Below are 20,833 nucleotides of genomic sequence, written 5' to 3' on the forward strand. Positions count from 1 at the left end.
CCGCGTTGCGGTTGACGCAGCCCCCCGCTTCGGGCGACATGGGCGCGACATGGACTTCCTGCACTGGAGAAACCGCGATGAGCTGGAAAACCCTGGACGATATGGACCTTGCGGGCAAGACCGCGCTGGTGCGGGTCGATATCAACGTGCCGGTGGCTGACGGGCAGGTCACCGACGCGACGCGGATCGAGAAGATCGTGCCGACGGTCAAGGATATAACGGGCCGCGGCGGCAAGGTGGTGCTGCTGGCCCATTTCGGCCGCCCCAAGGGAAAACACGTGGAGGAGATGAGCCTGCGCGTGACCCTGCCCGCGCTGGAGCGTGCCCTGGGCCAGCCGGTGCGCTTTGCCGGGGATTGCGTGGGCGCGCCCGCAGCACAGGCCATTGCCGCAGCCGGCACGGGCGATGTCGTGCTGCTCGAGAACACCCGCTTCCACGCGGGCGAGGAAAGGAACGACCCCGCGCTTGCACAGGCCATGGCCGCGCTGGGGGACATCTATGTGAATGATGCGTTTTCGGCCGCCCACCGCGCCCATGCCTCGACCGAGGGGTTGGCCCATCTGCTGCCCTCATGCGCCGGCCGGCTGATGGAGGCGGAACTCCGCGCCCTGACGGCCGCCCTTGGCACGCCGGAACGCCCGGTGGTCGCCGTTGTCGGCGGCGCGAAGGTTTCAACCAAGCTGGAGCTGCTGGGCAACCTTGTGGGCAAGGTCGATCATCTTGTGATCGGGGGGGGCATGGCCAATACCTTCCTTGTGGCGCAGGGTATCGCTGTCGGGAAATCCCTCGCCGAACATGACATGGCGCCGACGGTTCAGGACATCCTCGCCAAGGCCGGGGCGGCGGGCTGCACCATCCACCTGCCCCGCGACATCGTCGTCGCACGCGAGTTCCGCGCCGGCGCCGCGCATGAAACCCTGCCGGTGGAGGCCTGCCCCGAGGATGCGATGATCCTGGATGCCGGGCCGGAGTCGGTGGCGCAGCTCGGCAAACTGTTCGAAAGCTGCCGCACGCTGATCTGGAACGGGCCGCTGGGTGCCTTTGAAATCGTCCCCTTCGATGCTGCGACCAATGCCGCCGCCCGCAAGGTGGCCGAACTGACCAGGGCAGGCAGGCTTGTCAGTGTCGCCGGGGGTGGGGACACTGTCTCGGCGCTGAACAAGGCCGGCGTTGCGGCCGAGTTCAGCTATATCTCCACCGCCGGCGGTGCCTTCCTCGAATGGATGGAAGGCAAGGAGCTTCCCGGCGTCGCGGCATTGATGCGCTAGGCCGGCAAAACAATCACAGGTGGCGCCTGTTAGCGCCACCAGCGTTGCACCTTGGCGCGGGGCACACTAACCAAGGGCAAGATCATTCCCAGACCGAGAGGCGACGCAATGCGTGCGACACGGACCGTTCAGAAAATCCTGAGCAATTATGAAGGCGAAACGCCCGGCGTGAAGGCGAACCTGTGCCGGATGCTGATGCAGGGCAAGCTGGGCGGCACCGGCAAGATGATCATCCTGCCGGTCGATCAGGGGTTCGAACACGGCCCCGCCCGGACCTTTGCCGCGAACCCCGCCGCCTATGACCCGCACTACCACTATCAACTTGCGATTGATGCGGGCCTGAGCGCCTATGCCGCGCCGCTCGGCATGATCGAGGCCGGGGCCGATACCTTCGCCGGCCAGATCCCGACGATCCTCAAGGTCAACAGCGCGAACTCGCTGATGTCGGACACCGCGGGCAAGAACCAGGCGATCACGGCAAGCGTCGATGATGCGCTGCGGCTGGGCTGTGCGGCCATCGGCTTCACCATCTATCCGGGGTCGGACGCCGCGCTGGAGATGTATGAGGAAATCAGCGCGATGCGCGAAGAAGCCGCGCGCAAGGGCGTGGCCACCGTGATCTGGTCCTATCCGCGCGGCGAGGCGATCAGCAAGGACGGGGAAACCGCGATCGATGTCGCCGCCTATGCGGCACAGATTGCAGCGCTTCTGGGCGCCCATATCATCAAGATCAAGCTCTCGACCGATCACCTGATGCTGCCCGAGGCCAAGAAGGTCTATGAGGAAAAGGCGATCGATATCGCAAGCCAGGCCGCCCGGGTGAAGCACTGCATGGAGGCCAGCTTCAACGGCCGGCGCATCGTCGTGTTCTCGGGCGGGGCCAAGAAGGGCGCCGACAGCGTCTATGACGACGCCCGTGCAATCCGCGACGGCGGCGGCAACGGTTCGATCATCGGCCGCAACAGCTTCCAGCGCAGCCGCGAAGAGGCGCTGGAGATGCTCGGCAAGCTGGTCGATATCTACAAGGGCCGTGCCTGAGCAACCGCCCGCGACACCCACGAAAGCGCGCCCCATCCGGGGCGCGTTTTTCATTGAGGGATTCCCAAGCCGGGTGGTTTGTGCCATCCTGATCCCAACGCGTCCCGTGAGAGGACTGGCACAGGAACGTCATGAGCAGACAGCGCAGCCGCCCCTCGCTTGGGCCGATCATGTTCTACGGCCTCGCCTTCACCCTGGCGAGCTACTTCACCTTTGCTGCCGTGCAAGGGGATTACGGCGTGTTCCGCCGCGTGCAGCTGGATGCGGAATCCCGTGCCCTGATCGAGGAGCGCGACATGCTGGCGGCCGAACTGGCCGAGATGGAGAACCGCAACCGCAGGCTGTCCGACGAATACCTTGATCTCGACCTGCTGGACGAACAGGCGCGCGACGTGCTGGGACTGATCCGGATGGACGAACTCGTCGTCCGCTGAGGCGGCGAAAAACGTCTTTGCCCTTGCTGCGCCAATCCGCTATAGAATGGTTTAGCGTTAAACTATCTTGCACAGACCAGGGAGAGGCTCGGCATGGCCGCGAGAAAGACCCCCGAGAAATCGAATGTCTCGAAGGATGAGTTGCTGAAGTACTATCGCGACATGCTCCTGATCCGCCGATTCGAGGAAAAGGCCGGGCAGCTTTACGGAATGGGCCTGATCGGCGGCTTCTGCCACCTCTATATCGGTCAGGAAGCCGTGGTCGTGGGCCTTGAGGCGGCAGCCGAGGAAGGGGACAAGCGCATCACCAGCTATCGCGACCACGGGCACATGCTGGCCTGCGGCATGGACGCGAACGGGGTGATGGCCGAGCTTACCGGGCGCGAGGGCGGCTATTCCAAGGGAAAAGGCGGCTCGATGCACATGTTCAGCCGCGAAAAGCACTTCTACGGCGGCCATGGGATCGTCGGCGCCCAGGTGCCGCTGGGTGCGGGTCTTGCCTTTGCCGACAAGTACAAGGGCAATGGCCGCGTGACCTTCACCTATTTCGGCGACGGCGCGGCGAACCAGGGTCAGGTCTACGAGACCTACAACATGGCCCAGCTCTGGAACCTGCCGGTGGTCTTCGTGATCGAGAACAACCAGTATGCGATGGGCACCAGCGTGGCACGTTCCACCAAGTCGCCCAGCCTCTGGGAACGGGGCGCCGCCTACGGGATCAAGGGCGAGGCCGTGGATGGCATGGACGTTCTGGCGGTCAAGGCTGCTGGCGAAAAGGCCGTGGCGGCCTGCCGTGCGGGCGACGGTCCCTATATCCTGGAAATGAACACCTACCGCTATCGCGGCCATTCGATGTCGGACCCGGCCAAGTACCGCACCCGCGAAGAGGTGCAGAAGATGCGTGACGAAAAAGACCCGATCGAACGCGTCCGCGACCTGCTCCTGACCGGCAGTCACGCGACCGACGATGACCTCAAGGCCATCGACCGGGAAATCAAGGCGATCGTCAACGAATCCGCCGAATTCGCCAAGAACAGCCCCGAGCCCGACGTTTCGGAGCTCTGGACCGATATCTACGCCTGAGGGGGACGAAAGACATGGCAACCGAAATCCTGATGCCCGCGCTTTCGCCCACGATGGAGGAAGGCACCCTCGCGAAATGGCTGGTGAAAGAGGGTGACAGCGTCACCGCGGGCCAGATCATCGCCGAGATCGAGACCGACAAGGCAACGATGGAGTTCGAAGCGGTCGATGAAGGCACGGTCGGCAAGCTTCTGATCGCCGAAGGCACGGCGGGCGTGAAGGTCAACACGCCCATCGCCGTTCTGGTCGATGAGGGAGAGAGCCTCGGCGAAGGCCAGAACCGCACCGGCAAGTCCGAGGATGTCGGCGGCGAAAAACCCGGCGTCGAGAAGGCAGACAAGGCGCTGCCGAAGGATCTGCCGGCCGCTGCCGCGCCGCAGGCCGCGCCCCCGGCTGCCCCCAGGGTCGCGCGCGATCCCGATTGGCCGGAAGGCACGGAAATGAAGACCCAGACGGTGCGCGAGGCCCTGCGCGACGCGATGGCCGAGGAAATGCGCCGCGAGGAAACCGTCTACCTGATGGGTGAGGAAGTCGGCGAGTATCAGGGGGCCTACAAGATCAGCCAGGGCCTGCTGGACGAGTTCGGCGCCAAGCGCGTGATCGACACGCCCATTACCGAACACGGCTTTGCCGGCATCGCCGTCGGCTCGGCCTTTGGCGGGCTGCGCCCGATCGTCGAGTTCATGACCTTCAACTTCGCCATGCAGGCGATCGACCAGATCATCAACTCGGCGGCGAAGACGCTTTACATGTCGGGCGGGCAGATGGGCTGCCCGATCGTGTTCCGCGGCCCGAACGGCGCCGCCGCCCGTGTGGGCGCGCAGCACAGCCAGGATTACGCAGCCTGGTATGCGCAGATCCCGGGCCTCAAGGTGGTGATGCCCTATTCGGCGGCCGATGCGAAGGGCCTTCTGAAGACGGCGATCCGCGACGCAAACCCGGTGATCTTCCTCGAGAACGAAATCCTCTATGGCCGCAGCTTCGAGGTGCCGGTTCTGGATGATTTCACCGTTCCCTTCGGCAAGGCAAAGATCTGGCGCGAAGGCACCGATGTCACGATCGTCTCTTTCGGGATCGGCATGACCTATGCGCTGGAAGCCGCCGAGAAGCTTGCCGAGGACGGGATCAGCGCCGAGGTGCTTGACCTTCGCACGATCCGCCCGATGGATACCGAGGCGATCATCCAGTCGGTCAAGAAAACCAATCGTTGCGTCACGGTCGAGGAAGGCTGGCCGCAGGGTTCGGTCGGCAACTATATCAGTTCGGTGCTGATGCAGCAGGCATTCGATTATCTCGATGCCCCGGTCATCAACCTGACCGGCAAGGACGTGCCGATGCCCTATGCGGCAAATCTCGAGAAACTCGCGCTGGTCACGACGGCCGAGGTGATCGAGGCGGTCAAGCAAGTCACCTACCGGTAAGGAGACACGGATATGGCAACCGAAATCCTGATGCCCGCCCTGTCACCCACGATGGAGGAAGGGACGCTCGCCAGATGGTTGGTGAAAGAGGGCGACACAGTGTCGTCCGGCGATATCCTGGCCGAGATCGAGACCGACAAGGCCACGATGGAGTTCGAGGCCGTTGATGAAGGCGTGATCGGCAAGATCCTCGTGGCAGCGGGCACGGCGGGTGTGAAGGTCAACCAGCCGATCGCTCTCCTCGTGGAAGAGGGCGAAGAGGTCACGGACACGCCGAAGCCGACGGCCCCTGCCTCTGCGCAGGATGCAAAGGCTGCCAAGGAGGCAGAGCCGCTGCGCGAAGCCGGTCGCACCGACGCCGATCCTGCGCCGCAGAAGACGGGCTCGGAAGCGCCCCAAAGGCAAGGAGAGCGCATCTTCGCCTCGCCCCTCGCCCGGCGCATCGCAGCCGAGAAGGGTCTCGATCTGGGGTCGATCCAGGGCTCCGGCCCGCGAGGACGGATCGTGAAGGCGGATGTCGAAGGCGCGGCTGCCATGCCCAAGGCCGCCGCGGCCCCTGCTCCCGCCGCCAAGGCCGAAGCGCCCAGGGCGGAACCGGTCAAGCCCGCCGGCGCCTCTGCCGATGCGGTGGCGAAGATGTACGAAGGCCGGGCCTATGAGGAAGTCACCCTCGACGGCATGCGCCGCACGATTGCCGCACGGCTGTCCGAGGCCAAGCAGACCATTCCGCATTTCTACCTGCGCCGCGAGGTTCAGCTTGACGCGCTGATGAAGTTCCGCAGCACGCTCAATGCCCAGCTCGAGGGGCGCGGCGTGAAGCTCTCGGTCAACGACTTCATCATCAAGGCCGCCGCGATGGCGCTGCAGACGGTTCCCGACGCGAATGCCGTCTGGGCCGGCGACCGCATCCTGCGGCTGAAGCCGTCGGACGTCGCCGTGGCCGTCGCGGTCGAGGGCGGGCTGTTCACCCCGGTCCTCAAGGATGCGCATCAGAAATCGCTTTCTGCGCTGTCGGCCGAAATGAAGGATCTGGCCGGACGCGCGCGCAACAAGAAACTGGCCCCGCATGAATATGTGGGTGGATCGATGGCCATCTCGAACCTCGGCATGTTCGGGATCGAGAACTTCGATGCCGTCATCAACCCGCCGCATGGCAGCATCCTGGCGGTGGGCGCCGGGCTGAAGAAGCCGGTTGTGGGGGCGGATGGGGAACTGACGGTCGCGACGGTGATGTCGATGACGCTTTCGGTGGACCACCGGGTCATCGACGGTGCGCTCGGGGCGCAGTTCCTGCAGGCGGTGATCGAGAATCTCGAGAACCCGATGGCAATGCTTGCCTGATCCGGGCGTCCCGGGGCTCTGCCCCGGACCCCGGGATATTTGTGCCAAGAAGAAACAGCGCCCCGACTCCGACAGCGGAATCGGGGCGCTTTCTCCTTGGGCGGTCATCGGCGTCCCCGCCTGTACCGCTCCTTCAGTCTGGCAGGCGATGGTTAATGAAATGCTAACGTCCGAGGGCGCCCCCCGCCGAAACGGAAGGCCGCCGAGCGCTCAGGGCTTGAGAAGATGATCCATGCTGATCGAGGGCTGTGCACAACCGGCTTCGCCCACCACCCGCGCCGGAACGCCCGCGACGGTCGAACATTCCGGAACGTCCTGCAGCACGACCGATCCGGCCGCGATCCGGCTGCAATGGCCCACGTGGATATTGCCCAGGACCTTGGCGCCGGCACCGATCAGCACGCCGTTGCCGATCTTGGGATGGCGGTCGCCGTCCTCCTTGCCGGTGCCGCCAAGCGTGACCGAATGCAGCATCGAGACATTATCGCCCACCACTGCGGTTTCACCAATCACGATGGAATGGGCATGGTCGATCATGATCCCCTTGCCGAGCCGCGCGCCGGGATGGATGTCGACCCCGAAAACCTCGGAAACCCGCATCTGGATGAAATAGGCCAGATCCCGCCGGCCCCGCTGGTAAAGCCAGTGACCCACCCGATAGGCCTGAACCGCCTGGTAGCCCTTGAAGAACAGGATCGGCTGGATGAAGCGGTGGCAGGCAGGATCGCGGTCATAAACCGCGACCAGATCGGCGCGGGCGGCCTGACCAAGCTCGGGCGCTGCGGCATAGGCCTCATCCGCGATTTCGCGCAACAGCTGCTCCGGCATCTCGCCGGAGGCGAGCTTCAACGAAAACCGGTAGGCCAGCGCCCGCTCCATCGTCGGATGGTGCAGCAGGCTGGAATGGATCAGCCCGCCCAGAAGCGGCTCCTGGGCGACGGCCTCACGGCCCTCTTCGCAGATCCGTTCCCAGACCGGATCGATCTTCGCGAGCTTGGGGCGCTTTTCTGCCATGATCTCGTCCTCTGCGGCGACCTTCCCTTCAGGTAACCTTTGCCTCGCGCGGGAAAAGAGGACAAGTCCGAAAAAAGGCGGAACCACGGCCCGCCCGCCCTGCGCGGCTGCGCAAGGCGGACAGAACCGTCAGAAGCGCATCCAGGTAATCCGCATCGTCGAGGAACGGCTCGTCCTGTCGCGGATAGCGTGCGGCTGCGTCCATGAGCGTCCCGTTGCCATAGGTGGCATGGCTGCGGCCCAGCCGCTTGCGACAGCAATCGGCCAGATGCGCCTCATAGAGCAGCCGGTCCATCATCGCCGCCCGTTCATGGCGCGGCAGCGGCAGCAGCATGCGTGCCGCCGCGATCGCATCCCCCATCAGAACCCGCCGCATCACGGGGACGGCAGGCCGACTTCGAACAGATGCAGCGCGATCCGCACCTCGCCGCCGGTAAAGCTGCCGCCTGTGGCCGTCAGAACCAGAGGGGTGTTTTCGTAAAAGCTCATGGGCGTCGACAGGAGTCCGCGCGCCCAGGATCCCGTCTGCAGGCCAAGGCCCGATCCAAAGCGGTTGAGCGCGCCGGGATTGCCCAACTGCCAGCCTGTCAGCGTCCCGGTGATCGGCGCAAGCACCCGTGCCGTGACGGCCAGCAGCATCGTTCCTGCCGGAACAACCGGGCTGGTCTGCGACGAACTGCCGGCCGTGATCGGGTGATCGAATTCGCTGACGCGGAAGAACGACCCGGCCCGTGCCGGCGAGAGCGCGACCGCGCCGCTGCGCCAGGCGGCGCCGTCAAAGACTGCCTGCATGTGTTCCGCGGCGATCCATGCGGTCCATCCGGGGCGCGGGCTGACAAAGCTCCAACCGCCGTTCTGGAACAGGGCCAGCTTGCCGCCCTGCCCCTCCCAATCGTTCACCGCGCCTTGCGGAACGGCCCAGACCTGGCCCTCGGTCGCCGCGACCGGTGGAAGCACCACCGTCCGTGAAACGATGACCAGCTTTGCCAACGCATCGAGACGTGTGAACGCCTCGTTCACCGTGACGTGTTTTTGTGCCTGGGCCGGTTGCACAAGCGGCAGGCCCATCTGAACGGTCTCAGTCATCGATCTCAATCCCCGTGAATGAACCGGCGCCATACTGCGCCGAAAGTTGTGCAACCTCGATCCTGAACGGTCGCTCGATGCCATCGGCAGCCTGCTCGGCCGCGCCATAGGTCCAGAAGGGCCGGGTCACGACCGTTTCGCGGCGCAGGGCCCCATCCTTCAGGATGCGAACCAGATAGGCTTCGCTTTCCTCGCCGAGCGGCACGTCCATGCCCGCCCAACTGTCGCCATCGATCCGCGTGCGGCGCAGCCATCTTGCCTCAAGCCCATCCGCCAATTGCCGCAGCCGCAGGTGGCAGGGGGCATAGGGACGCAGTCCGATGCCCCGGAAGGCCTCGACCAGATGGGTATAGGACGGATCATCATAACCGCACTGCGCCGGCCCGATCCGGTAATGCCGCGCCAGATCCCGCGCCGAGAGCGGCAGGTCAATCTGGCGGACTGCAGCATTGAGCAGGACGACCCGACTGCCCGCCGGCCAGACCTCTGGCATGTCCTGTTCGGTGCCGGCCTGACCGCGCAGGCGGAGGCTCAGGTCATAGACTCCCGGGCCGACAAGATCCGCCCGCGCGAATTGCAGCACCTCCCAGCCCTGCGATGTGCCTGCCCCAATCGCCAGCGCATTGGCGCCGTTCAGCACCTCGGCCGGGCTGGCCGAGACAAGCGGCCCCGACATGCGCACCCGCAGCGGCGCCCCGCGATCCCAGACACCGGGGCGCGCCCGGTCAAGCGAGGTCAGCGTCTGGCCGATCACCGCGCGGTCCGAAAGGGTGCGGTTCAGCACATAGCCATTGTCTGTCTCGGCCTGCCAGACCGCCACCGCCCCCGGCCAGGGTGTGGCGGTCACCGCCAGATGCGGCGCATGCGCCACTTCGGTCCCGCGCAGAAGCGGCAGATCCAGAAACACCGGCAACACCGGCACCGGCGCCGCGAAGGGCCGCTGGCGCACCGGCAGGTCGGCGGCGTCGCTGGGCTGATAGACCCCCGGCTCCACGCGCACCGCCTCGATGTTCAGAACGCCCGCCTGCTCGACCCGGTCGATCCGCCAGCGGGCGCCACCCAGCAGCACCACATCCCCGGCGCCCAGCGCCGACGAGGGCGGCAGGGCAAAGCGCAGCCCGTCGCGTGCCACCCGCGCCTCGGCCAGCCAGCGTTCGGTCACGGCACGGGCCTCGGCCTCGGTGAGAGCCAGCGGCAGTTCCGAATGCGACACCGAGTGGGTTGCCTCGTCCGGGAAGATCGCCTCGACCGTGCGCGCGGCGTAATCCCCCTCGGCCTCGACAAAACCCAGCCGCACCCGTCCCGCAATTTCGGCCTCAGGCGCGCGAATGGCCTCGGTCAGGGCATCCAGCCGGTCGCCCAGCGCCAGTTGCCCCTGGTCAAGCATTCCATCCACGCGCCCGTCCCGCATCTGAAAGCGCAGCACGCCGTCGCGCTCGACCGCTTCGAAACCATGGGCCAGCATGAGGGGTTGCAGGGCCGCGCGGGCGCTCTCCACCGACGGCAGCACATAGCCGCGCACCAGCCCGTGCAGCCCGCTCACATCATAGGCGCGCAGGCCCGAACGTTCGCAAAGCTCGGCCACCACATTGGCAAGCGGTTGCGCCGCAGTGCGCCCGGTCAACCAGTGGCCACGCGCATGGTTCTCGCCGTCCGCCCAAAGATCACGGTTGTTTGGAAAGGCCGGATAGGGCCGCGCGTCCCAGGCCCAGACATGGGCGCGCGACATGTCCACCATGCGGCCCCCGTACATGTCCGAAACCGGATTATGCGCCGGATCGCCCCAGTAATCGGCCATCGCGCGCAGATACTGCATCTGGATCAGATCATCCCGCGCGCCCGATGAAAACCGTGGCAGGCTGGATTCCGACGATTTCGGATCGAGGAACTTGTTCGGCTCGTTCGTTCCCTTGTCCACGGCGGCACAGCCAAGCTCGGTGAACCAGATCGGCTTGGAGGCAGGCTCCCAGGCGGTCGGATTTGCCAGACGCTGCCCGTCAATCCGCTCGTGATGGGCATTGGCCCACCAGTTGCGCAGATCCTTGTAGCGCCAGATCCAGTGCTCGCCATAGGCGCCGTCCTCGATCGGAACGCGGTTCTGCGCCGCCAGCGCCTCGGGGCCGGGATAGTACCAGTCATAGCCCTCGCCGCCTTCGATATTGGCCTTCAGATAGTCCAGGTTATGGATCGTGCCCCAGGCGGCATCAGCATGATCGTCGCCATCGCGCCAGTCGGACAGCGGCATGTAATTGTCGATCCCGATGAAATCGACATTTTCATCGGCCCAAAGCGGGTCGAGGTGAAAATACCGGTTTCCGTCGGCGCTGTATCCGAAATACTCCGACCAGTCGGCGGCATAGCTGATCTTGACCTCGTCGCCCAGAATGGCGCGCACCTCGGCGGCAAGCCGCCTGAACTCCGCCACCGCCGGAAAGCTGTCATTCGCCCCGCGTATCTGCGTAAGGCTGCGCATCTCGGATCCGACGCAGAAGGCATCGATCCCGCCCGCCGCCTTGCACAGATGCGCATAGTGCAGGATGAAGCGGCGATAGCCCCAGTCCTCGGGGCCGGTATAGATCACCTGCTCCCCGTCGATGCGAAAATCACCGGGCTGGCAGGATCCGAAAAACGCAGCCACCTCGGCCGCTGCGGCTGCTGTGCGGTCGGTGGTGCCGGTGCGTCCCGGCGCTTTTGCCGTGGTGATCCGCCCGCGCCAGGGCAGTGCCGGCTGGCCCTCTGCCCCCGTCCAGGGGTCTGGCAGGCTGTTCCCCTCGCGCTGCTCCATCAGCAGGAACGGATAGAATACCGCCCTCTGGCCCTGCGCCTTCAACGCGCGCAGGGCCTGGATGACCGAGGCATCGGCCGGCGTGCCGCCGTAGATCGGTCTTCCCTCGCGGCCGGCGATCACCTGCGCAGTTTCACGCGTCAACCCGCTTACACGCCAGGGCATTTCGCGCCCGTCGATAGCGGTCTGTTCCACCTTGGGGCGGACGCGGCACTGCCCGCAGCGCAGATCGTCCCCGAACCATGACGCAATCAGCAGCACCGATCCGACACGGGGCAGCTCCTCGCGCAGCTGCTCGAGCGAGACCGCAAGATCCGCCTTCCCCGAGGGCGTGTTGATATTGACGGGCAGAACCTCGCCCAGGCCCTTGTCGAAATGAACCGGCTGCGTGGCCAGCGCATATTCCCCCGTCCCTGGCATGAGCGCGACGGCCTCGATACCGCGCACGAGATCGGGCACCCCGGGCGCCTCGGCCGGCCGGAATACCTCAAAGGTGAACTGCGGCACACGGTTGCCAAAGCGGCCAAGCTCCAGATCCTCGAGCACGACATAGGCAATCCCGCGATAGGCCGGCGCCTGATCCACCCCTTCAACCGCAGCGATCTTGGCATCGGGAAGCTGATCCTCGGTGCCGGTATGAACACGCAGCGGCAGGTCATCGCGCGGGATCTCCTCGCCATCGGCCCAGACGCGACCGACCCGGGTAATGACCCCCTCGCACAGCGCAATGGCCAAGCTCACCGAATAGGAATGGCTGACCGTGGTAACCTTGGGCTGTGGCGCCCCCTTGCCGCCTCCGCTCGTGCTGCGCTCGGTCCGCTCGGCGAAACGTGTCGCCCAGATCACCTGCCCGGCCATGCGCATCCGGCCATAGACCAGCGGCACGGCCGCCCCTTCCGACGCACCGGTCAGCCGGAACCGGTCCACCTTTCCGGTCTCGACTGTCTCGGACCCCGCGCCCAGCAGCCGCTGGTCGATGACCCGGCCCAGCGTGGCGCCGACCGCGCGGCCGATCACGGCGCCCGACAGCCCCAGAACCGTGCCGCCAAAACCCGCTCCGACCGCCGAACCGACGGCCCCCAGCACAATCGTCGCCATCACGCACTCCTTCAGGGAAAGGCAAAACGCGCCGCGATCCGGCGCGCCCAGGGTGCGGACAGAGGGCTTTCAACCACCCCATGCCCGCTGTAGGCGTGGACGAATGTCGCCCCCGCTCCGATTTCAGCGGCAATGCCAAGATGCTTGGCAATGCCGTCACTCCGCATGCGGAACAAAAGCACGTCGCCCGGCGCGGCCGCAGCATCGTCCTTCGGGATCAGATGGCGCAGCGCGGCCCGCATCAGAACCTCATCCCGGGCCGGTTCCGCCCAGTCAGGGCTATAGGGCGGGACGGATTCGGGCTCGGCGCCGTAAAGCGCGCGCCAGACCCCGCGCAGAAGCCCAAGACAATCCGCGCCCGCGCCCCGAGCCGAGGCCTGATGGCGATAGGGCGTGCCGATCCAGGCCCGCGCCTCGGCCAGCACAAGGGCACCGCTCATCGGAACAGGCTCCCGCCGTCGTTATGCCCGGCGCTCGTGGGATAGGACATCAGCCAGTCCTCCCCCGGGATATGCGGAAAGCCACGGAAATTCAGGAAGTTGTTGAACTTGAGCCTGCATGTCTCGGCCCGCTTGTCACAGCCGGCCTCCAGCCGCACCAGATCGCCCGCCGCAGCCGCCGTGCCCAGCGCCTGCCACAGGACGATCTCGCGCCCGTCCGGGCGACGCCGGTCGTTCTTGACCAGGGCGATCAGTCCGGCAGCCGGGCCCGAAAGCACCCGCAGCCGTCCACCCTCGAACCACCGGTCGTCGAACTCCTGCATCGGCGGCAACTGAAGCACCGTATCGCGCGCCGCTGACAGCGGCACTTCCGCCGCATAGCCCGGCCGCGTCAGATCAAAGCGGCACTGCCCATCGCCCAGAACAGCGGCGCATCCGCGCTGGAACACCCGCCCCTGCGGCTGGTTCAGCACCTCGGTCAGGCCGCGCAACTCGGCCCGGAACGCACCGCCCTGGCGCGAGATCTCGCCCAGCGACCCCTGAAAGATGAGCCGTCGTTCCTCGACCGATGCCCAGTTCACCTGCCAGATGCGCACGTTGGCGCCGTCATAACGCCCGGCCAGGATGTCGGCCTCGGTCAGCCCCTCGTCGCTCAGCGCGCCAAAGCCCTCGGCATTGTCCACCGCAAGCCCGGTGCCCTGCTCGATCGCATGGGCCGTCATGCCGCTCCGGGCGCGAAAGATGATGCCGTCAAAGGCAAGATCGCCGTCATGGTCGGTGAATCCCATGATCTGCCCGTCGCGGCGCTCAAGCGCCCAGGCCCGGCAGACGGTGGTGGCACCGGTCTCCAGATGCTGACGCAGGGTCATGTCCGCACCTCCAGCACCGGCACGTTCGGCACATCTCCGGCCTGAAAGCTCGCGACAGAGACATGGATCCGGTCGGTGTCGAAACGCACCGGCACATCGAATTCGAACCCCGCCGTCACCCGTGCCCCAAGGGCAGGCGGATCGACAAACTGCACCAGCCCCCGCAGCGTATCGACGCTGTAATGCACCCCTTCCCTCATCGGCAGCCCGCCCACCGCCACCCGCACTGTGCCTTCGACCGGCTTGGCGATCGGGCGAAGATAGGCCGCCGGGCCCGAGGCATAGGCCTTGCGCAGCGCAAAGCTGTCGCGCTGACCGTCGCCCACCCCCAGTTCCTGATCCTCGGGTGTGATCGGCTTGGATGCCGGGGCCGAACGGTAATCCGCCCAGTCCTTCCAGCGAAACCCGTGGATCTGCCCCTGACGCGCCTCGAAAAAGGCAATCAGCGTCTCCACATCGTCCAGGCTGCGCAGACCCATCCCCGCGTCATAGCGCCGGCGCGAATGGGCCCAGGGGGTATTCCGCTCTTCATGCCCGTTTGACAGCGCCACGATCTCGGTGCGCCGTTCCGGCCCGCCCACCGACCCGAACGAGAGGTTGGCAGGGAATCTGATTTCATGGAAAGCCATTCACCGGTTCCTTTGTCCGCGGCCCAGCGCCCGCGCCATCTGCGCGGCGATCTGGCTCTGACTGCGCTGGAAGCCCTGCACATCCGGGGTCTGCACGTTCATGACGATGCTCACCGGCCGCCCGCCCCCCTGGGCCTGAACCCCCAGCTTGCCATCCGGGCCGCGCGTCAGCGGCATGATCGCCTCGGGTCCGGCCTCGCCCATCAGGCCCCGGCCGCCCCGCATCGGGAACATCACCGGCCCGCTGACGATGCCCCCCTGCGCAAAGGGCATGACGCGCCCCTGCGTGAAGGCGCCGCCCTGAGCGAAAGGCATCACCCCCGAAACCGCTGCATTCAGCCCCTGCGCCAGCACCCCGCCCACCGCGTTCTGCACCGGACGCATCGCCACCGCATAGACCTGGTCGATCATCGTTCGCGCCACCTGCCGCAGCGCATCCGAAAGCCGCATCCCGTCGAAGATCACGCCGTCGAAGGCGCGGCGCAGCCCGCTGCCAAAGCTGGTGCTCAGCCGCGCCACCTCGCGGTCGGCAAAGACCATGCCCTCGCGCATACGGGCAAGCTCGCCCTCGAAGGCGGCCGTCACGGTGCTGGCGCCGCGCATCTGCTCTTCCAGCGCGGCGATCTGGTCGCTCAGCACGTCAAAATCACTCATCGCTCACCTCTGTGGAATGTGTCGGATCCGACGGGGCCGAAGGCCCTGCCCCGGGTGCTGCCGGCGCGATGCCGGGTCCCGGGCCATCGGGCCAGGCGGCGGCAAGCTCTTCAAGCCGCGCGCGGTTCAGGGCGGGCGGTCCGCCATCCAGCCCCAGCATGATCAGCAGATCGGCCGGGGTCAGCTGCCAGAACTCGGCCGGGGTCAGCCCCAGATCCCGCAGCCCCGCGCGCATCAGGCCCCGCCAGTCCAGCGTTCTCATTGCGGCACCGAAAAGGCCCGGGCCAGAAGCTCGGCCGCGACCCGGGCGGCCTCGAACGGGCCACCCCGGATCTCGGCCGTGCGCAGCGCCTCGGCGGTGCCGGTCCAGCCGCCGCCGCGCAATCCCGCCACGATCAGCGCCAGAACGTCACGGGTGGAAAAGGCGCCGGTCTCGAACCGCTCCACCAGATCGATCAGCCCGCCAGCCTCCAGCGCCGCCTCAAGCTCGGCCAGCGCCCCAAGGGTCAGACGGCACACGTGGCGCTGGCCGTCCAGCCAGATCGCCACCTCTCCTGCCAAAGGGTTCGCCATCAGATCGCCACGAAGCTCAGCGCCCCGGCCGAGGCGAGGCTCATCTCATAGCTCGCCTCCCCGTTGTGACTGCCGGAATACTCGATGCCGGTGATCTGGAACGGCCCCTGAACGATCCCGAAATGCGGGATGATCACCTGAAAGGCCGGCGTTTCGCCGTCAAAGAAGATCTGGCGTGCGCGTTCATCGGTATTGGCATCGCGGAACACCCCCGATCCGGAAATCGAGGCCGATTTCATTCCCGCGCCCCCCAGCAGTTCCCGCCAGCCGCCCTGGCTTTCAAGGCTGGTGACATCCACCGTTTCTGCGTTGAAGCTCACCCGCGTGGCGCGCAGCCCCGCGATGGTCTCGAACTGGCCGTCGCCGGTCAGGTCGATCTTGATCAGCAAATCCTTGCCGTTCTGGGCACCCATGGCCATCTCCTGCACTTGAAATCCGTTTCGGCGCGTCAGACGCGCCAATCTTCCACGCGGGCGCGGAAGGTCAGGTCGATCCGGCGCCCGCCGTCCGTGCGCCGCGCCACCGCCTTCACAAAGCTCAGCCCCACAAGCCGGCCGCGGCTCAGGGCCAGATCGGCGCCGACCAACGCATCGGAAACCGCTGCCGCCGCATCCTTGGCACGCTGGAACCCCGCCGCGTCACTGACGACCGAGACGACGAACCGATGCTCGGCCCCGCCGCCCGTGCCGTCCGAGGCATCGCGCACCTCTTCGGGGCCAAGGGCGACATAGGTTCCGTTGGCCTGGCCCGCCGGCATGGCATCATGCACCGCGCCATCGACCAGCGCCTCAAGGGCCTCGTCCGCCAGCAGCCGCTGGAATACCGCGGCCTGCAGCGCTGCCGCACAGCCATAGCTCATCGCGCCACCTCCTCATGGGCAAGGCAGGTCAGATAACGGCCCGCCGCATCGCGTTCGGAGACCGAGAGGATGCGGAACACCCGCAATCCGTCGCGGAACCGCTGCCCCGGACGTGGCCGCGAGGGGGCCCCGATCGGCGCCCCGCGCACGGTGATCCGCCAGGGCACCATCGACAGCGTGACGATATCCGCCACCCTCTCGCGCCCCGATCCGGCCACGATCTCGGCCCACAGCGTTCCCAGCGGCTCCCAGCTTTCGGCAAAGCCACCGGCACCGTCGGGCAGATGCACCGGCTCTTCCAGAACCATCGCCTGACGCAGGTTGACCGGCTTCATCGCCCCGCCCCCCCGAAGGTGCGCACCGTGCGCCAGCGTTCGACCAGCGCCTGCACCGCCGCGGGCATGGCGCCGGTGCCGGGGCGGTCCTCGTAATACTGCGCCGCCAGCATCAGCGTTGCCTGCCGCAGATCGGCGGGCACATCGGTCCAGGCGCCGAACCCGGCCAGAAGCCCGATCCGCACTGCACCGCCCGTCGGGATCCCCGGAAGGATGAAACCGGTGGCAACCAGCTTCGGCCGGTGCATGTCGCGCAACAGCCGCCAGCGCTCGGGCGGGATGCTCCGCTCGGTGCCGTGGCGATCCAGGGTCAGCACCGCGCTGACCTCGACCACCGGCGCCACCGGCAGCGCCTGAGCCCCGGCCTCGCGCCATTCGGCCAGCTCCAGTTCAAAACTCCGCTGCAACAGCACCTTGGCCGTGCGCGCCTCGATCGCGGCGATGGCGGCCCGCAGATGGGCGCGCAACAGGCCGTCCTGCACCGCGCCATCGGCAAAGCCCGATCCCAGACGCAGATGCTCCTTGAATTCCTCGACAGGCAGGGCCGCGTCGGCCACCGCGCTCAGCTCGCTCAACATCATGGTTTTCTCCGCCTCGTGGGAAAGTCGTGCGCGTGCCCCGGCCCGCTCGGACGGGGAGGATTCAGCTAGCCGGACCAGGGCACGCGCGCCCCCCGCCCAAGGACGGGGGATCAGCGATCAGTTCGCCGCGAACTTCAGCAGCTTGATGGCGGCAAAGTCGCTCACGTCACCGCCGACACGCTTGGAGGCATAGAACAGCACATGCGGCTTGGCCGAGAACGGGTCGCGCAGCACCCGCAGGTCGGGGCGGTCCGCGACGGTATAGCCGGCGGTGAAATCCCCGAAGGCGATGGCAAAGGTGCCGGCGGCGATATCGGGCATGTCCTCGGCGATCAGGACCGGATAGCCCATCAGCCGCGCCGGCTGTTCGGCGGCCAGCCCGTCCGACCACAGGAACCGCCCGTCGGCATCCTTCATCTTGCGCACCGCACCCGCGGTTTTCGAGTTCATCACGAAGGTCGCATTGGCGCGGTAGGTGGCATTGAGCGCATAAACCAGATCAACGATGGCGTCCGAGGCGCTGATCGTCGCAAAGTCGCCATTGTTGCCGGTGGCGATATAGCCCAGCTTGCCCCAGCTCCACTGCTGCTCCGCAACCTTCGGATGGGCCAGGAACCCCTTGGGCTTGTCCTGCCCGTCGCCGTTGACAAAGGCTGCGGCCTCGGCGCGGGCGAACTTGTCGGCGATGCGGCCGGCCAGCCAGCCCTCGATGTCGAAGGCGCTGTCGTCCAGCAGACGCTGGCTTGCCTTGGGCATGGCCGAAAGCTCGTGCAGCGGGATAGAGATGCGTTCGATCACCGGCGTGTCGCTTTCCGCCACCGGCCCGCTTTCCGAGGCCCAGCCCGACCCCATGTCGGAATGATCGACCAGCACGTCAAAGCTCGTGGCCTCGACCGTCACCACATTGGCGATGGCCCGGATCGAGGCGGTCGATTTCAGCACCGAGCGGATGGTGTCGGCGGTCTGCGGATCGACAAGATAGCCACCCTCGGCGGCCACCGCCGTATTCAGCCCCTTGCCCTCCAGCACCAGGGCGCGCAGCCCGTCGTCATCGCCATTGCGCAGATAGGCATCGAACGCCTTCTGATGCGGCGCGGCGGCCTCGGTGGCGCCGGAAAGCGCGGGGCGGGCAAAGGCGATGGTCTTGCGGTCCAGCATGGTCACTCGCTCTTCCTGTTGTTTGAGCTTCGATTGAACGTCGGTTTGAAAGGCTTTGAGTTCGTTCAGAAATCCGTCCAGCGCGGCTTTGACCTCGCGCGGTTCTGCGGGCATGGCGTCGCCGGCCCGGGACTTGGTCTCGGTTCTCATGTCATCTCCGTTGATGGTGAAAATCAGATCGTGGCGCGCAGCTCGGCCAGCGCCCGGGCGGCAGCATCGAAGGCTGCCGCCACCTCCGGCACGGGCGCGGCCTTGGCCCCCACCCGTGCGGTGCTCAGCATCGGGAATGTCACCAGCGACACTTCCCACAGGTCCAGTTCCAGAAGGCGCCGCCCGCCACCCGATTTCTCGGCCCGCCGCACCCGATAGCCGATGGACAGCCCGTCGAGCGCCCCGGCCCCGATCAGCGCCGCCGCCTCGCGTCCCCGCGCCACCTCGGGCAGAAGTCGGCCGCGAACGTAAAGCCCCCGATCATCCTCGCGCACCTCGTCCCAGATGCCGATCGGCTGTGCGGGATCATGCTGCCACAGCATCTTGACCCGCCGCCCCGCCGCCGCGAGCGTGGCAAGCGAGGCCGCATAGGCGCCCCGCTCCACCACATCCCCGCCCTGGTCGCGCTGGCCGAACAGGCTTGCATAGCCTTCGATCAGCGCCTCCCCCGTCACCACCAGCCCTGCCTCGGGCCGGTGGAACTTGTGTTCCAGCTCCATCGCTCTCTCCTACTGCACGATCAGCGATTGCACGCCCTGGGCGAGGATCACCGCCACCACCCCGTAAACGGCCAGCCAAAGCCGCTTTTCCAGCCGCTCCAGCGTCGCCTCCATCTGCTGCAACCGGTATTCGAGCCCGGCCCAGCGTTCCTCTGCGACCCGTTCGTTCGCCTCGATCCGGGCGGATGCGGCATCGAATGAATCGTAGAGATAGCGCGACCCGCCCGTGGGCCGCCGCGTGCTCATTCCTCCTCCGCCAGCCGCGGCAGGCCCAGAAGCACCCGCTTCTCGGCCTGGGTCAGGAAGGTCGCCTCACCGACCCGGCGCCATTGCTGGTCCCGCTCGACCGCCAGCGCCGGCACCTGGTCCAGATCGGGCCGCAGCTCCACATCCGCCCCCGCGAACCCCGACAGCCAGTGCGACACCGCCGCCGCGACGCGGGTGACCAAGGGCACCACCGTCAGGCGATAGAAGGCGCGGTTGGCCTCCTGATAATTCGCATAGGTCGCGTCGCCGGTGATCCCCAGCAGCATCGGCGGCACCCCGAAGGCGATGGCGATTTCGCGCGCGGCCGCCTCCTTGGTCTGCTGGAACTCCATGTCCGATGGGCTGAACCCCATCGGCTTCCAGTCCAGCCCGCCCTCCAGCAGCATCGGCCGGCCGGCGTTGCGCGCGCCCTGATGGTGCATCTCCATCTCCATCACCAGCCGGTCATACTGATCCTGGCTCAGCGCGGCCTGCCCGTCGGCGCCCTTGTAGATGATCGCGCCCGAGGGCCGCGCGGCATTGTCCAGCAGCGCCTTCGACCAGCGCGAGGCCGCGTTGTGCACATCCACCGCCGTCGCCGCCGCCTGCATTGGCGAAAAGCCATAGTGGTCGTCCTGAGGATGGAAACTGCGGATATGGCAGATCGGCGTGCCGGCGCTCATGTCAAACCGGTGTTTTCGACTGCCGACGCTGTAGTCATAGCCTATCGGCCAGCCATCCGCCCCGGGCACCACCGCCATCCGGTCCGAGCGCAGCACATGCAGCTCGCCCGGGAAACCCTCGCCCACCGCCTCGAGATAGCCGTTGCCGGACAGCAGAAGCTGCCCGTAAAGCGCCTCGAACAGTTCGGCCTTGCCCTGTGCCGGGTTGGGGCGGCGAATGAGGTCCAGCACCGGATGCGCCTCATAGCGGCGTTCGCAATCCTGCAACACCAGGGGCAGTGCGGCCGCGGCCTCGGCGATCAGCTTGACCGCGCGGAACCCTACCGGGTTGCCCTGAAACCCGGTCCGCGTGAGGGAAACCGTATCGCGCGGCGTCCAGGCGACGCTGCGCCCGACGCTGCCCCAGGCCACCACCGGCCCGGTCGCGCTGGCCTTGCGCTCGGGCGGCCCGGCCACCTCGCGCTTCAGAAAATCGAACATGCCCAACTCCTTGCTTCGACAGTGGCCAAGAAAAAGCCCGCCGGCAGA

Annotated in this window: 24 protein-coding genes; 6 read left to right on the top strand and 18 right to left on the bottom strand. The window is 66.7% G+C overall.

Features of this window, described 5'->3' with window-relative positions:
* Positions 1 to 77 precede the first annotated feature (77 nt).
* The 6 genes from ACFQXB_RS12325 (at position 78) to ACFQXB_RS12350 (ending at position 6,585) form a co-directional block, all read left to right on the top strand.
* A complete protein-coding gene (locus ACFQXB_RS12325; protein ID WP_377404052.1) occupies positions 78 to 1,268 on the top strand; it encodes a phosphoglycerate kinase in 1,191 nt (396 codons plus the stop codon).
* A gap of 108 nt (positions 1,269 to 1,376) precedes the next feature.
* Entirely contained in the window at positions 1,377 to 2,306 is a 930-nt protein-coding gene (locus ACFQXB_RS12330) for a class I fructose-bisphosphate aldolase (protein ID WP_377404055.1), read from the top strand.
* A 131-nt stretch (positions 2,307 to 2,437) separates the two neighbouring features.
* Positions 2,438 to 2,740, top strand: coding sequence for an FtsB family cell division protein (locus ACFQXB_RS12335; RefSeq protein ID WP_377404058.1), 303 nt, complete (start codon positions 2,438 to 2,440; stop codon positions 2,738 to 2,740).
* A 93-nt stretch (positions 2,741 to 2,833) separates the two neighbouring features.
* Entirely contained in the window at positions 2,834 to 3,823 is a 990-nt protein-coding gene (gene pdhA, locus ACFQXB_RS12340; RefSeq protein WP_377404061.1) for a pyruvate dehydrogenase (acetyl-transferring) E1 component subunit alpha, read from the top strand.
* A 14-nt stretch (positions 3,824 to 3,837) separates the two neighbouring features.
* Positions 3,838 to 5,244, top strand: coding sequence for a pyruvate dehydrogenase complex E1 component subunit beta (locus ACFQXB_RS12345; protein ID WP_377404064.1), 1,407 nt, complete (start codon positions 3,838 to 3,840; stop codon positions 5,242 to 5,244).
* A gap of 12 nt (positions 5,245 to 5,256) precedes the next feature.
* On the top strand, positions 5,257 to 6,585 hold the full coding sequence (locus ACFQXB_RS12350) for a pyruvate dehydrogenase complex dihydrolipoamide acetyltransferase (protein ID WP_377404067.1): 1,329 nt from the start codon (positions 5,257 to 5,259) through the stop codon (positions 6,583 to 6,585).
* Positions 6,586 to 6,795: 210 nt separating this feature from the next.
* Here ACFQXB_RS12350 and cysE read toward each other — a convergent pair whose 3' ends face one another.
* The 18 genes from cysE to ACFQXB_RS12440 all read right to left on the bottom strand — a co-directional run bounded on the left by cysE (position 6,796) and on the right by ACFQXB_RS12440 (position 20,785).
* Positions 6,796 to 7,599, bottom strand: a complete 804-nt coding sequence (cysE, locus tag ACFQXB_RS12355) for a serine O-acetyltransferase (RefSeq protein ID WP_377404070.1) — start codon at positions 7,597 to 7,599, stop codon at positions 6,796 to 6,798.
* Between the two features lie 28 nt (positions 7,600 to 7,627).
* Positions 7,628 to 7,960 carry a DUF7742 family protein gene (locus tag ACFQXB_RS12360; RefSeq protein ID WP_377404073.1) on the bottom strand — a complete coding sequence of 111 codons (333 nt, stop codon included), beginning with the start codon at positions 7,958 to 7,960 and terminating at the stop codon, positions 7,628 to 7,630.
* 14 nt (positions 7,961 to 7,974) lie between these two features.
* Positions 7,975 to 8,685, bottom strand: a complete 711-nt coding sequence (locus ACFQXB_RS12365) for a DUF2793 domain-containing protein (RefSeq protein ID WP_377404076.1) — start codon at positions 8,683 to 8,685, stop codon at positions 7,975 to 7,977.
* Positions 8,678 to 12,568, bottom strand: a complete 3,891-nt coding sequence (locus ACFQXB_RS12370) for a baseplate multidomain protein megatron (protein WP_377404079.1) — start codon at positions 12,566 to 12,568, stop codon at positions 8,678 to 8,680. Before ACFQXB_RS12370 ends, ACFQXB_RS12365 begins: the two co-directional genes overlap by 8 nt.
* Positions 12,569 to 12,579: 11 nt before the next feature.
* The gene (locus tag ACFQXB_RS12375; protein ID WP_377404082.1) at positions 12,580 to 13,008 is read right to left on the bottom strand and encodes a peptidase; all 429 of its coding nucleotides are present in this window, start codon (positions 13,006 to 13,008) and stop codon (positions 12,580 to 12,582) included.
* Positions 13,005 to 13,877 (bottom strand): DUF2163 domain-containing protein, encoded by an 873-nt coding sequence (locus tag ACFQXB_RS12380; protein ID WP_377404085.1) that lies wholly within the window; start codon positions 13,875 to 13,877, stop codon positions 13,005 to 13,007. The genes ACFQXB_RS12375 and ACFQXB_RS12380 overlap by 4 nt, the downstream gene beginning before the upstream one ends.
* Positions 13,874 to 14,506 carry a phage distal tail protein, Rcc01695 family gene (locus tag ACFQXB_RS12385; protein WP_377404088.1) on the bottom strand — a complete coding sequence of 211 codons (633 nt, stop codon included), beginning with the start codon at positions 14,504 to 14,506 and terminating at the stop codon, positions 13,874 to 13,876. Before ACFQXB_RS12385 ends, ACFQXB_RS12380 begins: the two co-directional genes overlap by 4 nt.
* Entirely contained in the window at positions 14,507 to 15,160 is a 654-nt protein-coding gene (locus tag ACFQXB_RS12390; RefSeq protein ID WP_377404091.1) for a phage tail tape measure protein, read from the bottom strand. It abuts the gene before it with no gap.
* Positions 15,153 to 15,422, bottom strand: a complete 270-nt coding sequence (locus tag ACFQXB_RS12395; protein WP_377404094.1) for a phage tail assembly chaperone — start codon at positions 15,420 to 15,422, stop codon at positions 15,153 to 15,155. The genes ACFQXB_RS12390 and ACFQXB_RS12395 overlap by 8 nt, the downstream gene beginning before the upstream one ends.
* Entirely contained in the window at positions 15,419 to 15,733 is a 315-nt protein-coding gene (locus tag ACFQXB_RS12400) for a gene transfer agent family protein (RefSeq protein ID WP_377404097.1), read from the bottom strand. The genes ACFQXB_RS12395 and ACFQXB_RS12400 overlap by 4 nt, the downstream gene beginning before the upstream one ends.
* On the bottom strand, positions 15,733 to 16,146 hold the full coding sequence (locus tag ACFQXB_RS12405) for a phage major tail protein, TP901-1 family (protein ID WP_377404100.1): 414 nt from the start codon (positions 16,144 to 16,146) through the stop codon (positions 15,733 to 15,735). Before ACFQXB_RS12405 ends, ACFQXB_RS12400 begins: the two co-directional genes overlap by 1 nt.
* A gap of 35 nt (positions 16,147 to 16,181) precedes the next feature.
* On the bottom strand, positions 16,182 to 16,592 hold the full coding sequence (locus tag ACFQXB_RS12410) for a DUF3168 domain-containing protein (RefSeq protein ID WP_377404103.1): 411 nt from the start codon (positions 16,590 to 16,592) through the stop codon (positions 16,182 to 16,184).
* Positions 16,589 to 16,927, bottom strand: coding sequence for a head-tail adaptor protein (locus ACFQXB_RS12415; RefSeq protein WP_377404106.1), 339 nt, complete (start codon positions 16,925 to 16,927; stop codon positions 16,589 to 16,591). The genes ACFQXB_RS12410 and ACFQXB_RS12415 overlap by 4 nt, the downstream gene beginning before the upstream one ends.
* Complete coding sequence (locus tag ACFQXB_RS12420; RefSeq protein ID WP_377404109.1) at positions 16,924 to 17,508, bottom strand: head-tail connector protein; 585 nt, start codon at positions 17,506 to 17,508, stop codon at positions 16,924 to 16,926. The genes ACFQXB_RS12415 and ACFQXB_RS12420 overlap by 4 nt, the downstream gene beginning before the upstream one ends.
* A 117-nt stretch (positions 17,509 to 17,625) precedes the next feature.
* A complete protein-coding gene (locus tag ACFQXB_RS12425) occupies positions 17,626 to 18,816 on the bottom strand; it encodes a phage major capsid protein (RefSeq protein WP_377404112.1) in 1,191 nt (396 codons plus the stop codon).
* 23 nt (positions 18,817 to 18,839) lie between these two features.
* Positions 18,840 to 19,376, bottom strand: coding sequence for an HK97 family phage prohead protease (locus ACFQXB_RS12430; protein ID WP_377404115.1), 537 nt, complete (start codon positions 19,374 to 19,376; stop codon positions 18,840 to 18,842).
* Positions 19,377 to 19,385: 9 nt separating this feature from the next.
* On the bottom strand, positions 19,386 to 19,622 hold the full coding sequence (locus tag ACFQXB_RS12435; protein ID WP_377404118.1) for a GTA head formation protein, RCAP_rcc01685 family: 237 nt from the start codon (positions 19,620 to 19,622) through the stop codon (positions 19,386 to 19,388).
* Complete coding sequence (locus ACFQXB_RS12440; RefSeq protein WP_377404121.1) at positions 19,619 to 20,785, bottom strand: phage portal protein; 1,167 nt, start codon at positions 20,783 to 20,785, stop codon at positions 19,619 to 19,621. Before ACFQXB_RS12440 ends, ACFQXB_RS12435 begins: the two co-directional genes overlap by 4 nt.
* Positions 20,786 to 20,833: the final 48 nt, after the last annotated feature.

Source organism: Halodurantibacterium daqingense (assembly GCF_042666235.1).
GTDB lineage: Bacteria > Pseudomonadota > Alphaproteobacteria > Rhodobacterales > Rhodobacteraceae > Halodurantibacterium > Halodurantibacterium daqingensis.

Bases quoted from the DNA above. Each gene is read 5' to 3' on its own strand.
- ACFQXB_RS12425 (WP_377404112.1), bottom strand. From the start codon at position 18,816: ATGAGAACCGAGACCAAGTCCCGGGCCGGCGACGCCATGCCCGCAGAA.
- ACFQXB_RS12380 (WP_377404085.1), bottom strand. From the start codon at position 13,877: ATGACCCTGCGTCAGCATCTGGAGACCGGTGCCACCACCGTCTGCCGG.
- ACFQXB_RS12405 (WP_377404100.1), bottom strand. From the start codon at position 16,146: ATGGGTGCCCAGAACGGCAAGGATTTGCTGATCAAGATCGACCTGACC.
- ACFQXB_RS12415 (WP_377404106.1), bottom strand. From the start codon at position 16,927: ATGAAGCCGGTCAACCTGCGTCAGGCGATGGTTCTGGAAGAGCCGGTG.
- ACFQXB_RS12345 (WP_377404064.1), top strand. From the start codon at position 3,838: ATGGCAACCGAAATCCTGATGCCCGCGCTTTCGCCCACGATGGAGGAA.
- ACFQXB_RS12365 (WP_377404076.1), bottom strand. From the start codon at position 8,685: ATGACTGAGACCGTTCAGATGGGCCTGCCGCTTGTGCAACCGGCCCAG.
- ACFQXB_RS12325 (WP_377404052.1), top strand. From the start codon at position 78: ATGAGCTGGAAAACCCTGGACGATATGGACCTTGCGGGCAAGACCGCG.
- pdhA (WP_377404061.1), top strand. From the start codon at position 2,834: ATGGCCGCGAGAAAGACCCCCGAGAAATCGAATGTCTCGAAGGATGAG.
- ACFQXB_RS12335 (WP_377404058.1), top strand. From the start codon at position 2,438: ATGAGCAGACAGCGCAGCCGCCCCTCGCTTGGGCCGATCATGTTCTAC.
- ACFQXB_RS12350 (WP_377404067.1), top strand. From the start codon at position 5,257: ATGGCAACCGAAATCCTGATGCCCGCCCTGTCACCCACGATGGAGGAA.
- ACFQXB_RS12390 (WP_377404091.1), bottom strand. From the start codon at position 15,160: ATGAGTGATTTTGACGTGCTGAGCGACCAGATCGCCGCGCTGGAAGAG.
- ACFQXB_RS12330 (WP_377404055.1), top strand. From the start codon at position 1,377: ATGCGTGCGACACGGACCGTTCAGAAAATCCTGAGCAATTATGAAGGC.
- ACFQXB_RS12400 (WP_377404097.1), bottom strand. From the start codon at position 15,733: ATGGCGAACCCTTTGGCAGGAGAGGTGGCGATCTGGCTGGACGGCCAG.
- ACFQXB_RS12440 (WP_377404121.1), bottom strand. From the start codon at position 20,785: ATGTTCGATTTTCTGAAGCGCGAGGTGGCCGGGCCGCCCGAGCGCAAG.
- ACFQXB_RS12395 (WP_377404094.1), bottom strand. From the start codon at position 15,422: ATGAGAACGCTGGACTGGCGGGGCCTGATGCGCGCGGGGCTGCGGGAT.
- ACFQXB_RS12360 (WP_377404073.1), bottom strand. From the start codon at position 7,960: ATGGGGGATGCGATCGCGGCGGCACGCATGCTGCTGCCGCTGCCGCGC.
- ACFQXB_RS12370 (WP_377404079.1), bottom strand. From the start codon at position 12,568: ATGGCGACGATTGTGCTGGGGGCCGTCGGTTCGGCGGTCGGAGCGGGT.
- cysE (WP_377404070.1), bottom strand. From the start codon at position 7,599: ATGGCAGAAAAGCGCCCCAAGCTCGCGAAGATCGATCCGGTCTGGGAA.
- ACFQXB_RS12435 (WP_377404118.1), bottom strand. From the start codon at position 19,622: ATGAGCACGCGGCGGCCCACGGGCGGGTCGCGCTATCTCTACGATTCA.
- ACFQXB_RS12385 (WP_377404088.1), bottom strand. From the start codon at position 14,506: ATGGCTTTCCATGAAATCAGATTCCCTGCCAACCTCTCGTTCGGGTCG.
- ACFQXB_RS12430 (WP_377404115.1), bottom strand. From the start codon at position 19,376: ATGGAGCTGGAACACAAGTTCCACCGGCCCGAGGCAGGGCTGGTGGTG.
- ACFQXB_RS12410 (WP_377404103.1), bottom strand. From the start codon at position 16,592: ATGAGCTATGGCTGTGCGGCAGCGCTGCAGGCCGCGGTATTCCAGCGG.
- ACFQXB_RS12420 (WP_377404109.1), bottom strand. From the start codon at position 17,508: ATGATGTTGAGCGAGCTGAGCGCGGTGGCCGACGCGGCCCTGCCTGTC.
- ACFQXB_RS12375 (WP_377404082.1), bottom strand. From the start codon at position 13,008: ATGAGCGGTGCCCTTGTGCTGGCCGAGGCGCGGGCCTGGATCGGCACG.